Annotated in this window: 8 protein-coding genes and 2 tRNA genes; 4 read left to right on the top strand and 6 right to left on the bottom strand. The window is 44.4% G+C overall.

Features of this window, described 5'->3' with window-relative positions; all coding sequences use genetic code 11:
* Nucleotides 1-24: 24 nt before the first annotated feature.
* On the bottom strand, nucleotides 25-2,487 hold the full coding sequence (locus SNE25_RS11595; protein ID WP_321565263.1) for a bifunctional UDP-N-acetylmuramoyl-tripeptide:D-alanyl-D-alanine ligase/alanine racemase: 2,463 nt from the start codon (nucleotides 2,485-2,487) through the stop codon (nucleotides 25-27).
* Between the two features lie 59 nt (nucleotides 2,488-2,546).
* On the opposite strand from SNE25_RS11595, the gene SNE25_RS11590 reads away from it, so the two are divergent.
* From SNE25_RS11590 to SNE25_RS11580, 3 genes are all read left to right on the top strand, one after another.
* Nucleotides 2,547-3,029 carry a regulatory protein RecX gene (locus SNE25_RS11590; protein WP_321565262.1) on the top strand — a complete coding sequence of 161 codons (483 nt, stop codon included), beginning with the start codon at nucleotides 2,547-2,549 and terminating at the stop codon, nucleotides 3,027-3,029.
* A gap of 68 nt (nucleotides 3,030-3,097) precedes the next feature.
* Nucleotides 3,098-3,170, top strand: a tRNA-Gly gene (locus SNE25_RS11585).
* Nucleotides 3,171-3,222: 52 nt separating this feature from the next.
* Nucleotides 3,223-3,307, top strand: a tRNA-Leu gene (locus tag SNE25_RS11580).
* Between the two features lie 106 nt (nucleotides 3,308-3,413).
* Here SNE25_RS11580 and SNE25_RS11575 read toward each other — a convergent pair.
* The 3 genes from SNE25_RS11575 to SNE25_RS11565 all read right to left on the bottom strand — a co-directional run bounded on the left by SNE25_RS11575 (nucleotide 3,414) and on the right by SNE25_RS11565 (nucleotide 6,794).
* Nucleotides 3,414-4,397 (bottom strand): ISAon1 family transposase, encoded by a 984-nt coding sequence (locus tag SNE25_RS11575; protein ID WP_407667009.1) that lies wholly within the window; start codon nucleotides 4,395-4,397, stop codon nucleotides 3,414-3,416.
* On the bottom strand, nucleotides 4,390-4,746 hold the full coding sequence (locus tag SNE25_RS11570) for an ISAon1 family transposase N-terminal region protein (RefSeq protein WP_321560325.1): 357 nt from the start codon (nucleotides 4,744-4,746) through the stop codon (nucleotides 4,390-4,392). The genes SNE25_RS11575 and SNE25_RS11570 overlap by 8 nt, the downstream gene beginning before the upstream one ends.
* 413 nt (nucleotides 4,747-5,159) lie before the next feature.
* Nucleotides 5,160-6,794 carry an ABC-F family ATP-binding cassette domain-containing protein gene (locus SNE25_RS11565; RefSeq protein ID WP_321565261.1) on the bottom strand — a complete coding sequence of 545 codons (1,635 nt, stop codon included), beginning with the start codon at nucleotides 6,792-6,794 and terminating at the stop codon, nucleotides 5,160-5,162.
* Nucleotides 6,795-7,041: 247 nt separating this feature from the next.
* On the opposite strand from SNE25_RS11565, the gene SNE25_RS11560 reads away from it, so the two are divergent.
* Nucleotides 7,042-8,160 carry an alpha/beta hydrolase gene (locus tag SNE25_RS11560; protein WP_321565260.1) on the top strand — a complete coding sequence of 373 codons (1,119 nt, stop codon included), beginning with the start codon at nucleotides 7,042-7,044 and terminating at the stop codon, nucleotides 8,158-8,160.
* A 138-nt stretch (nucleotides 8,161-8,298) separates the two neighbouring features.
* Here the strand turns inward: SNE25_RS11560 and SNE25_RS11555 are convergent, their stop codons facing one another.
* Both SNE25_RS11555 and SNE25_RS11550 read right to left on the bottom strand, forming a co-directional pair.
* Nucleotides 8,299-11,700, bottom strand: coding sequence for an ABC transporter permease (locus SNE25_RS11555; protein ID WP_321565259.1), 3,402 nt, complete (start codon nucleotides 11,698-11,700; stop codon nucleotides 8,299-8,301).
* Nucleotides 11,701-11,935: 235 nt separating this feature from the next.
* Entirely contained in the window at nucleotides 11,936-13,042 is a 1,107-nt protein-coding gene (locus tag SNE25_RS11550; protein WP_321565258.1) for an acyltransferase family protein, read from the bottom strand.
* Nucleotides 13,043-13,105 lie beyond the last annotated feature (63 nt).

Here is a 13,105-nt window from a genome sequence, read left to right as displayed (position 1 = left end):
TTACTTTATACTTAAAGTCTATCATTATTCATAAAAATACACTCTTTTCACCCTTTGCGAAACATTAGTTAATATTTCATATGGGATGGTGCCTATTTGCCTGGCCAACTCCTCAATCCGCAGCTGATCGTTAAAAACAATCACCTCATCGCCCTCGTTTACGTCAAGACCGCTTACATCAAGCATGCACATATCCATAGTAATATTTCCCACGGTAGGTACCAGCGTGCCCTTCACCAGCATTTTACCTACCCCTTTGCCAAAGGCTCGTAAATATCCGTCGGCGTAGCCTATGCGTACCGTGGCTATTTTGCCATCCTTTAATAAACTGCCGCTCCGGCCATAACTGATGGTATCGCCCGCTCCTATCTTTTTAACCTGGGCCACGCTTGTTTTTAAGCTGGCTATGGGCTGCAAAGCGTTATCCGACGCCGGAACAGCCGAATCGACCCCATACAAACCGATGCCAAGGCGTACCATATCATAATGCGCCGACGGCCAGCGGGTAATACCCGACGTATTGCACAGGTGTTTGATCACCTTATAACCCAGCGTTTTTTCTATCTCCTTAAAAGCCTTTTCAAAACGCTTGATCTGCTTTTTGGTAAACTCATCATGTTCCGGAGCCTCGCTCGCCACCAGGTGCGAAAATACCGACTGGATATGCACATACCTGTTTTGTTCCAGCATGTCGCAAAGCGTTTCAATATCCAGGTTCTCGAAACCCAGGCGGTGCATGCCCGTATCAATTTTAAGGTGCACCGGGTAATTTACAATACCTCGCTCCTGCGTGTAAATAACAAAATCATCAAGCAGGCCAAAGCTGTAAATAACCGGCTGCAGTTTATTTTCGGTAAGCTTATCAAACGCCGATGCCTCGGGGTTAAGCACCATAATAGGCAGGTTAATACCCGCCTGGCGCAGGGCCACACCTTCGTCAATATAGGCCACCGCCAGGTAATCAACCTTATTGTATTGCAGCATATTGGCCACCTCAAAGGTGCCGCTGCCGTATGAGAACGCCTTAACCATAGCCATCACCTTTACACCCGGTTTTAATTTAGACCGATAAAAGTTAAGGTTGCCCAGCAAAGTGTTCAGGTTAATTTCCATGATGGTTTCGTGGGCCTTTTGGGTTAACGCATTGCTTATGCGCTCAAACTCAAAGCTTCGCGATCCTTTGATGAGGATGGTTTCGTCCTTAAAGCCAATGGTTTTTAATTGCTGCAGCAAGGCTGGTGTATCTTTAAAAAAATGTTGTTCGGGCAAGTTAAAACACGTTTGGTTATTGATGAGCGCATCGCCAACGCCAATAAATTTATCGATGCGCTGTGTACCTATGAGGTTGGCTACCTGGCAGTACAACACATCCTGCTGCAGGCCCGATTGTAATATATCTGACAGGATCAGAGTTTTTTTCTGATGCTGGTTTTGCTGTCCCAGAAAGTTCAGCGCTATCTCCAGCGATTGCAGATCGGAGTTGTAGGAATCATCAATAACAGAACAATTGCTTACACCGTTCTTTAATTCCAGGCGCATGCTAACGGGGGCCAGGCGCTCAATACGCTTGTCAGCCTCAACGGCACTGTAACCCAAAGCCAGCATGGCAGCCCAGCAGGTAATGGCGTTTTCGATAGATGCCTGGTCGGAAAAAGGGATAAGGCATTCGATCTCTTTTTTGTGGTAATAGGCCCGCAAGTAATATTTTTTGGAGATCACGGTTTCACTGAAAACATACAGATCGGCCACCTTGAACTTACGGCTCCAGGTAAAGGTTTCCTTAACAGGTATATCTTTTTTGTAATCTAAAAGCTCATCATAATGATAAATAAGTTGCTTGCTGTTTTTAAACAGCTGCAATTTTTCCAGCACCTTCTCTCTCCTGCTGGTAAAGCCCTCGTCGTGGGCCGAACCGATATGGGTTAAGATTCCTATTTGCGGTTTAATGATAGCCTGCAGCTTATCCATCTCGTTTATGGTAGATATACCGGCTTCAAAAATACCGAGGTCGTTACGGCCGTTGATCTGCCATACCGAAAGCGGCACACCAATTTGCGAGTTATAGCTCTTGGGGTTACGAACAATATTTTTATCGGCAGCAAGCAGTTGGTACAGCCACTCTTTAACTATGGTTTTACCGTTGCTGCCCGTGATGCCGATTACCTGCAGCTTAAACTGGCTGCGATGGTAAGCGGCCAAAATCTGCAGGGCGGCCAACGGACTATCAACCAACAGAAAATTAGCTTCGGGTAAATTAAATTCGGGGCCATGCTGCACCACAAAATTACGGATACCGGCTGCATAGGCCTCGGCAACAAACTCGTGCCCGTTACGCCTCGCGCTTAAAGCAAAAAACAGGCCCTCGGCCGCATTATTGATGCGGCGGCTATCAGTTAACAGGGTGCTTATGGTATATTCCTTTACAATATTACCACCCGCGTTTATAATTTGCTTTACCTCGGTTACAGAGTATTGATTGCTATGCATGGCACGAATTTGCTTATATTATCTAACAATAGAAGAATTTTTAACGAATTTTGACTTTAATGGACCAACCCAAAACAATTAAAATAACTGACCCGAAGATTGCGCTGACAAAGGCCGAGCATTATTGTGCTTACCAGGAACGCTCGCAACAGGAGGTGCGCGATAAACTATATGAATGGGGACTTTGGCCCGATGCCGTTGAACAAATTATAAGCCAGCTGATTGAAGGTAATTTTTTAAATGAAGACCGCTTTGCAAAGGCTTATACCAAAGGTAAATTTAGCCAGAAAGCCTGGGGCCGGATCAAGATAAAACAGGGACTTAAATTTAAACGGGTACCCGATGTGCTGATTAAAAAAGCGTTGCAAACCATTGATGCCGACGATTATTTAGTCGCCCTGACCAGGATACTGGAGAAGAAGGCGGCCACACTGAGTGAAAAAAATGCCCTGAAGCGCCGTTACAAACTGCAGCAGTATGCCATGGGCCGCGGATATGAGGCCGACCTGATTGCTGATGTTTTGAAAAACAGCGACTTATAAAAAAAATTAAAAAATTTATTATTTCTGCTTGCAGAATATGCTTTTCTGCCTATATTTGCACTCCCAACGCGAAAGTAGCTCAGTTGGTAGAGCACGACCTTGCCAAGGTCGGGGTCGCGAGTTCGAATCTCGTCTTTCGCTCAAAGCCCTTCCTTCAAAAAGAAGGGCTTTATTTTTAAATTGGCAAACGCCGGCTCAGATGGTGGAACTGGTAGACACGCAGGACTTAAAATCCTGTTCCCGTAAACGGAGTGCGGGTTCGATTCCCGCTCTGAGTACAAAAGGAAACAACACATGGTCGTTGTTTCCTTTTTTTATTCCTATAAAAATATATTAATCAAATAGTTACACCGGATCATGACGAAAAGTTGGGGGGAGTAGAAGTCAAGCATAGATTTTAGCGAGTCTGAATAAGAAGAAAGTAGTGTCTCTAACGCCTCTGGAAGTCGCTCTGAAAGCTTTGATCTTGGCATTAAAAGATTCGGCAGAGGCATTTGTGCTTCTATTGTCAAAGAAGTTCAGGATAGATTCATAATGTTGATGAACGGACCTTGCCACGGTTTTAAAGGCGTCAATCCCAGATTCCTCAACATGATTATACCACAGCGCCAATCTTTTAAAGGCGATCTGCTTGCTTTTGCAGATGGTGAATATATTGCCCAGCCCGATGGCCAGTTTATACGCTTTGAGCAGTTCCGGGTATCTTGGAAAAAGCAGACCGGCTCTTTCTTTTTGTGAGATGGTCCACCTGGACTCATGTTTAAACAACAGGTAGCGGCTTCTGGCAAGCAATTGTTTTAACGTATCGCCATTGCTGAATATTTCGGGCTGATAAGATTGCTTGTTTTGCCTGGCTTGTTCAATAGCATTGCTTTCTGCATCCAGCGCTTCCCAACGATATTTTATACGAGCTTCCTGCACGGCATCATAGGCTAACTTTTGTACATGGAATCTGTCGATCACACGACTGGCATTGCTAAAACACCTGCGGATGGCTTTGATCATGTTTGCCGCCATATCCATCGTCACTTCTTTCACCTTGTTCCTTTTACGTAGCGGTATGCGTTCGATAACTTTTATGATCTGCTCCGTTTGTGTGCCCCTTAGCATAGCTACAATTGCTTTCTTGCCACCTTTAGCTTCTTTATTGGTGATAATGGTATAGAGCTCGCCATTGCTCAATGCTGTTTCATCTATGCTTAGCGATGGCCCGATATTTTGTTCAAACAGCATCCATTCATCTGCATGTTCTTTTTGATCCCAGCTATGAAAATCGCTCAGAAAGTCTTTGTATTGCTGCTGTAGCTGTTTGCCATCAACTGTATATAGCCGCCCTAACAAATGACAGCTAATCGGATTATTATCCAAATATACCTTTTAAAAAAGTGCCGAATTCCGTTGTCATTCGCGCTCCTTTTCTAACTAAGTTCCAGTCCCTTGTGATGATCTCACCACTTGCTTTAACTTCCCATCTGCGTCTTTTAATGCAAAGAGCTACTTTGTGGCCCCGGATAGGAAAATCCTGGATAGCTGTCTCCGGTAAGAAACCTTTTGACTCCAGTTGTTGCTTGTCATAGCCTGCGGGCGCAAGATTCTTTTCCTCAAGGTAAATGTTCAATTGGCCGCTTTCAGAGGAGCGGACATCAGTAAGTTCAAAGTATTCCAAAAGCCCCTCGGGCAAGATCAGGCGGACAAGTGTTTCGTATGCTGTTGACAAATTGTATCGTGTTTGGTATCTGTATACAAAACAAATATTTTTTTTATTCCCCCACAATTATTCTGCTTGATCCGTTACACCACTCCCAGTAACTATTCGATTTTTCCGTAAATATTTGTTATACCTTTTTGAAATATAGTCTAAAACCCAATTTAAGATACCACCGGTGGTATTTTTTGTCGGTCCGATATCCACTTAGGGATCTTGTTGTTTTGGGTATTGGCAAGATTCTACGCTTTGCCAGCGTTATAGGAGATCTAAATAGAAATACTTCGTTTCATTAATTGAGATATCGAACTCAGATTAAGAAAAGGGGCGGTTTCATGCAGCAGCATCCTTGTCCCGCTAAGCATTTAAAAATCAGCGGAACAAGGTAGGGACAGTGGTGTTTAAGAACGGCAAAGCTCTCTTTTTTAGCTCTGTTCAATCTCTTTTAAGCTATCCATTTTTTTGTAGGCTAAAAATCCTTTGATATCTTCAAAGTGTTCGCGTACCCGCTTGTTACCAAACTCAAATACTTTTTTCGCTAAGCCATCTAAGAAATCCCGATCGTGAGATACGAGGATCAAAGTGCCGTCAAAATCTTTAAGCGCATCTTTGATAATATCTTTGGTCTTCATATCCAAATGGTTAGTTGGCTCATCCAATATCAGCAAATTCACAGGTTCTAATAGTAGCTTGATCATGGCCAGACGAGTTTTTTCTCCTCCGGAAAGCACCTTAACCTTTTTGGTGACGTCATCGCCGCTAAACATAAATGCGCCCAATAGATCTTTGATCTTTACCGAACCATCGCTTAGCGGAATCTGGTCAATGGTTTCAAATACGGTTAAGTTCCCATCCAATAATGCAGCCTGATTCTGTGCAAAGTACCCGATCTTGGCGTTGTGCCCAACTTTTAAGCTTCCTTCGAAATCGATCTCGTTCATGATAGCTTTGATCATGGTCGATTTACCTTCACCATTTTTACCTACAAAGGCGACTTTTTCTCCCCGCTCTATTACCATAGAAGCATTTTTGAACACAACATGGTCACCATAGGTTTTGGTCAAATCTTCTACCATTACCGGATATTGGCCAGAGCGTGGTGAAGGTGGAAATTTCAATCTTAAGGCAGAAGTATCCACTTCGTCGATCTCAATAACTTCGAGCTTTTCCAGCATCTTTACGCGCGATTGCACCTGCAAGGTTTTAGAGTAAGTTCCTCTGAAGCGATCTATAAACTCCTGATTATCTGCGATGAAACGCTGCTGTTCCTCGTAAGCTTTCAATTGGTGCACACGGCGGTCGGCACGTAATTGCAGATAATGACTGTATTTGGCTTTATAATCATATATCCGCCCCATGGTAACTTCAATAGTCCGATTGGTGATGTTATCTACAAAAGCACGATCATGCGAGATTACCATCACCGCCTTTGCCGAATTGATCAGGAAGTCTTCCAACCACTGTATACTCTCGATATCCATGTGATTGGTGGGCTCATCAAGCAAGATAAGATCTGGCTTTTTCAGCAATATTTTGGCTAACTCAATACGCATACGCCACCCGCCGGAAAACTCCGAGGTTTGACGACCAAAGTCCTTGCGCTCAAACCCCAGGCCTTTGAGCACTTTCTCTACCTCGGCGTCATAATTATTGCCCTCTACCGTATAAACTTTCTCACTCAATTCCGATACTCGTTCAATTAGCTTCATGTAATCATCACTCTCGTAATCGGTACGGATATTAAGCTGTTCATTTAATTCCTCAAGCTCTTTTTCCATTTGGTTTGCCTCAGCAAAAGCTTTCATGGTTTCTTCGAAAACGGTAACCTTATCTTCGGTGAGCAAATGCTGCGGCAAATAAGCTATTACCGCGTCTTTAGGGCCGGTTACGTTGCCCGTAGTAGGTTTGGTTACGTCGGCAATAATTTTGAGGATGGTAGATTTGCCTGCACCATTCTTACCCATTAGGGCTATCTTGTCATTCTCGTTTATTGAGAAGGTTACATCGCTAAAGAGCGTGGTTCCGCCAAATGAAACGGAAATGTTATTTACATTGATCACAGTATGGGAATATTGAAATTATGGGCAAAGATAAGAGAAAGATGGAGGAATGCAGGGTGAGAATTATCGGATCGCTGGATTGGTCAAATATAATCTCCGTGAACGCCGGATAATTTGTGCAGCGTTATTTTGAGTGAGTGTAAATACTTACAAGCTACATTTCTCCTTTAAATCAAATTTTGATGGTGTATTGATATGCCTTAAATTTAAAACGCAGACGTAACAACCTTTTCTTAAATTTAAATAAATGAAACGGACTGAAATTATTAATCGCGCCAGCCTTTTTGCAATTTGGTTTTATATGCTATGGAGTTTAAACCCAACTATGGCTCAAATACCAACCCGCGATCCGCATACACCCGGTTATGTAGTTGCCACAGAATTACCGGATGGCGCCACCCCGTCCCCCACCTCTAACGGGAATTTTATTATCGGGCCCAAACATAACCCTGCACCAGAATCGGTAGTACAGGTTGGCGTGCCTCAAGGAACTGTTTACCGCTTTACTATCGATTCGAAAGACAGCAAAATTTATCCAGGAATAGCCCGGGAGCCAAACACATTTGGCACGCCAGACCCAGCAAATCCTGCTAAATTAATTGTCACTACAAGTCACCCGGCCACCTATACCCGTCAAGTGGCAGTATACGTTCCGACGCAGTACCGCTCTGGCACCAAAGCTCCATTTATAGTTGGTGCTGACGGACCAGACAACTTACTTTTCACGGTATTGGATAACCTGATTGCAGGTGGCAAAGTACCGGCAATGATTGCTATCTCTATAGGTAACGGCGGTGGTGATGCCCAGGGCAGCGAGCGAGGCCTGGAATATGACACAATGAGCGGTTTATATGCTGAATTTATTGAAAATGAAATACTGCCATTTGTAGAAAGAAAGTGCCAGGTGAAATTAACTAAAGACCCTGCGGGTCGGGCTACTATGGGTGGCAGCTCGGGCGGATCATGCGCCCTGATCATGGCATGGTACCATCCAGAATTATACCACCGTGTACTCAACTATTCAGGGACTTATATAAACCAGCAATGGCCCTACAACCCCGAAACGCCACAGGGTGCCTGGGGATTTCATGCACAGATAATTCCGACAAGCCAATCAAAACCATTAAGGATATGGATGGAGGTGGGCGATCGGGACCTTTTTAATCCGAATGTTATGCGCGATGGCATGCATGACTGGGTGCTTGCAAATGAAAACATGGCCAAAGCACTCGCCGCCAAACACTATCAATACCAGTTTATTTTCGCCCGCAATGCCGGACATGTCGATAATAATGTAAAACGGCAAACGCTTCCAGAGGCTTTGGAGTGGCTTTGGAAAGATTACCAGCCCCGGAATAAAGACTAACCTATTAGATATGATACAATAAATAAGATGCATACCATTGCGCCTAAAACGCTGTTATAAGCGATTAAAAGCACAATTATTTCAAATCTTCAGATCCTACGCTTAAGGACCTAAATTCCTTTTAGCAGGTTAACCAAATTATTCGTTTCTAAGGCTCGTTACGGGATTGGCTAAGGCCGCTTTTATCGCCTGGAAACTTATGGTGATTAAAGTGATGACAATAGCTATTGAGGCAGATAAAATGAATACCGATGGTCCAATAGTGATGCGGTAATCATATTGCCGGAGCCAACTATTCATAAAATAAAAAGCCAGGGGTGACGCAATGACACAACCGATGATCACGAGCACAATAAAGTCTTTGGATAATAACAACCAGACATTGCTGACAGACGCACCCAAAACCTTACGAATACCGATCTCCTTTGTGCGTTGTTCCGCCATATAGGCCGCCAGACCGAAGAGGCCCAAACAGGAGATCAGAATGGTCAAGCCTGCGAAAACAGCAGAGAGTTTGCCAACCAATTGCTGCTGTTTGAATTTGCTGTCATAAACTGCATCGGTGAATTGATAATCGTATGGATAGGCAGGATTAAATTTGTTAAAAATGATTGCGAGTTTGCTTACCGCATCGTGTAAGTTTATATGAGGCTTAAGGCGGTAAATCACCGTACTGGCCCAACTTGGATTGTAAACAAATAAGGCAGGGTGAATGGCCGAAAAAGGTGAGCCGATAATTGCGTTCCGAACCACACCAATGATCCGCAATGGCGCTTTTGAGTATTCGGTGGTCACCATTTGACCGACCGGGGCTTTTAGCCGAAGCAGTGCTACAGCTGCTTCGTTGAGAATAACATGGAGAGTGTCAGCGGGCGTGCCGGCAAATTCCTTTCCTTCTTCCATCTTAGTACCAACCGTTTTGAAATAGTCTTCTGAAACAGATGCAGTATTCATCGCGACCGTTTCACCGGCGTTTTTCCCGGGCCAGTTTAACAAGCTGCAACCGGCCTGGAAATCAGTCACCGGGCCGGATGACCTGGTAACACTGCTTACAAAACCACTTTGCAATAAGGCATATTTAAGGGCGGTATAATTGCGGTTCAGGTCACCGGAGATGGTAGTCATTACCAGGCGGTCGGTATCATAGCCGACGGGCCTGCTTTTAACATGGCTGATCTGTTGATAAATAATGACCGTACCGGTAATTAGCGCAATGGAACAGGTAAATTGAATCACGACCAGTATTTTACGTGGCAGCGCCGCTGCTTTGCCCATCTGGAGCGTGCCGCGCAGAACTTTAATCGGGTTAAACGAAGAGAGGTAAAAAGCCGGCCGGCTGCCGGCCACTATGCCGGTAAATAAAACAAACACAAGTAGCAGTACCCAAAACAGTGGCTCGGCATAAGGAATCTTAAGCGAATTGCTTGTAAGAGTATTAAAAGCGGGCAAGGATAACTGAATCATGCCAATAGCCAGCAATGCCGCGATAAAGGTCACCAAAACAGATTCGGTCAGGAACTGGAAAATCAGGTTCGCCCGGTTCGAACCTATCGCTTTCCGCACCCCAACTTCCTTTGCTTTTTTTTCGGAACGAGCAGTAAAGAGGTTAACGAAATTGATACAGGCGATCAGCAGCACCAATGCGCCGATGATACAGAACATTCGCACATAAACAATAAATCCCCCGGCTGCTTTTCCGTTTTTAAACTCCGAATACAAGCGCCAGTTTTTTACCGGCTGTAAAACGATAGAGACTTTATGGATGGGATCGTGCCCGTGGAGCAGGTTTTTGATCTTAGGGGCAAATTGTTCTTCGGTTACGCCCGGCTGCAATTCAACGTACTGATCAAAGGGGTAATGTGTCCAGTCCGTCCTGGCTTCTTTTACAAAGGGTTCCGTCTGCTCCCAATAGCTAAACGGTAGCAAGTAGTTGAACTGCAACGTGGAATTGTCTGGTATATCTTCCATTAAACCGGCTACTTTAACGTCATGCCCGTTATCTATCCTCACCACTTTACCAATCGGATCATCATTGCCAAACAAGGCTTTAGCAGTAGATTCGGTAAGGATGATAGAAAACGGTTCATTCAGCACAGTAGCGGGATTGCCTGAAAGCAAATGAAACTGAAACATCTTTAAAAAGTCACTCCCTACGATCATACCCTGCTGGTACAGCTTTTTACCCCCGACTATCAGACTGTGTCTTGATGTCCAACCTGTCTCAGCAACGTATTTTACTTCCGGAAAATTATTGCGCAAGGCGTTGGCAATAGGTAGACAACCGCCGCTTTGCGTTTGGATATCGCCATTCTGGTCAAAGTTCAGTTTGATCTGGTAAAGCTGCGTGTAATTGGGTAAAAAACGGTCATAGGAATATTCGTGCCAGGCCCATAATGCGATCAGTAACGTTACAGAGATCCCTGCTGCGAGTCCGGTAATATTGAGGGCACTGTAAACTTTGTTACCGATAGTATTGCGCCAGGCGATCTTTAAATAATTCTTAAACATAAAATTCCGTTTTAATGTTCCGCGGGCCCAGTTTGGCGGGCTTTCCAGACGCAATATTAGCGGTCGTATTCGTGGCGGGGTGGCCAACTTATCAATTGGCAACTCTTTTTTTAAGCTGTTTTTGTATTCAGCCGGCGTTTTTCCGGTCATCTCTTTGAAAACCCGGTTGAAAGTTCTTTGAGAATTGAACCCAGACTCATAAGCGATGCCCAACAGCGTGAGCCGCTCGTAGGCCGGATCCTGCATTTTCCAGGCAACTTCACGAACACGGAATTCATTAATAAAATCGCTGAAGTTCTTTTCCAGCCCCAGGTTTATGATCCGGGACAGGTCATGAGGGTGGATCGCAAGTTTCACCGCCAGCCTGGTCAATATCAGTTCCGCATCCTCATATAAGCGATTTGCCGCAACTGCTTCTTTTAGTCTCCGGCCCTTCTCCCTTACATCTGATCTGTCCGTTATTGGCAGGGTCGGTCGGACATCGTTATCAGGCTTCAGCACCGCTTCCACGGCCACAGCAATCAGTGCAAAGGCAACAGCCAAATAAAAAATATCATTAAATAACGATGCTGTGCAAAACAAGCCAAGCATCAGCAACGTGCTGTCCAGTCGGCGGAACGCATAGCGCGGCCTGTCCATCAGCACCGGCCGCAATCTTTGGTAGAAATCCTCTATCAGCCGATGCGATAAGTACAAATAGATGATGACCGAAATTAAAACCAGCCATACCGGCAGCCAGTATCCTGCAAGCAAGGAGGAAAAATGCAGTATATCTTTCCAGCGGAATCGCCGGTCGGGGGATGTTAGCTGTCTTACATAAAAATACAGTAGCGGACCCAGTGCCGGTAAAAAAAACGGTATAAGCCCGCTGGCCTTTAATATGATCACCGCTAATGCCGATCCCAAAAACAAGTTAGCTGCCTGGCCGGGCTTTTTAGCTAATCCTAAAAGCAACGCGACCGTCATCCCCGAGAACAGGGTTCCCAGCGAGACAAGGTCATACGGATTGATATGAGGGAAATAGAGTTGCAAGTAAAGTCAGCAGCTTCAATCATCATTCCAAATTAGAAACAAACTGATTATGATAAAATTATGAAAAATAAAATTACTTTATGCAACAAAAGCGGACAGGTTACTGTTCGCTTTTGAATTGGTGAATGAACTAAAAAAATCTTTAAAAACTTTTTGAATTAAGGTGTTCAATTAATTTCCCACTGTCAGTACAAAAGCCCTGATACATGTCCGTATCAGGGCCTTTGTTTTGATCCTACCCAAGCTTTTTCCGCAACCATTTGCGAACCGGCTCATCATACCATTTCAATGCAGCGTAGGCTAAAATGATCGTACCTGTTAAAATGAGTAATGCATAGGGCCACGCCTGCACAATTGTTACGCCTTTATGATTGCTAATCCAGGCAACATAAAAATAGACCAACGGGTAATGTACCAGGTAAAGCGGATAGGATATATCACCTAAAAATTTGCATATCCTGTTCTCCCTTTGAGTTTGCATCACGCCACTGGCGCCAAGGTATACTATTAGCGGGAAAACGATGATAATGCAAACAGATTCATAGATCCCATTCATCCAAACATGCTCAGCGCCGCCAATACGTGGCATGTAAAGTACGATAGCTACTAAAAGGCTGCACCATAAAAAGGCGTTTTTAATTCGGGTCGGCTTCGCTACCCGTGAAAGTAACAGACCGGCAAAGAAAGGGTACATGGTACGGGTTAGCCCAATGCGTACCTGTTCCACATTTAGTGTCCAGCCACCACTGAGGTCTCCATTTGTGATTGCCAGGTGTGCAAGTGCGATTGCTGAAACGATTACTAAAATAGTTAATGCTGTTTTGGAGAATTTCCTGATCCAGATAGCATAAAGAATGTTGGCAATGTATTCAAAGAACAATGACCATCCCACGCTGTTCAGGGGGTGCATCTCTTCCCAGCCACGTATATCAAGCGATAATGGTACGGGCAGGATAGTATAACCGATCAGCATCACCAGCAGCATCTTCCAGACAGGAACAGTGTGAATGAGCGGCCATAGCGTAGAATCCGTAAAATAGAACCCGATAGCGCCGAGGGTCATCCCTAAAACTACCATTGGTTGAAGACGTTCTATACGGCGTTTGAAAAAACTGCCAACGGTCATTTTATGCCAGCGGTCGTCATAAGCATATCCGATCACGAAACCTGATAATAAAAAGAAAAGGTCGACTGCCAGGTAACCGTGATTGACGAGGATATCTAAATGACCGGTGGCTAAAGGCTCGGTTAGGTGAAATGTTACAACGATTATGGCTGCGACACCGCGAAGACCGTCTAATATAAGGTAGTGTGGCTTGGTGGCCAGCTCATTATTGTTCATTAATATAATTGGATATACAGACTATGAATTAAAACTGGCGCAAATTATAAAAAAGAAAATGTA

The sequence above is a fragment of the Mucilaginibacter sabulilitoris genome (assembly GCF_034262375.1).
Lineage (GTDB): Bacteria > Bacteroidota > Bacteroidia > Sphingobacteriales > Sphingobacteriaceae > Mucilaginibacter > Mucilaginibacter sabulilitoris.
Note: the sequence above shows the minus strand (reverse complement) of the source record. Positions and strands in the feature narration are given on the sequence as shown.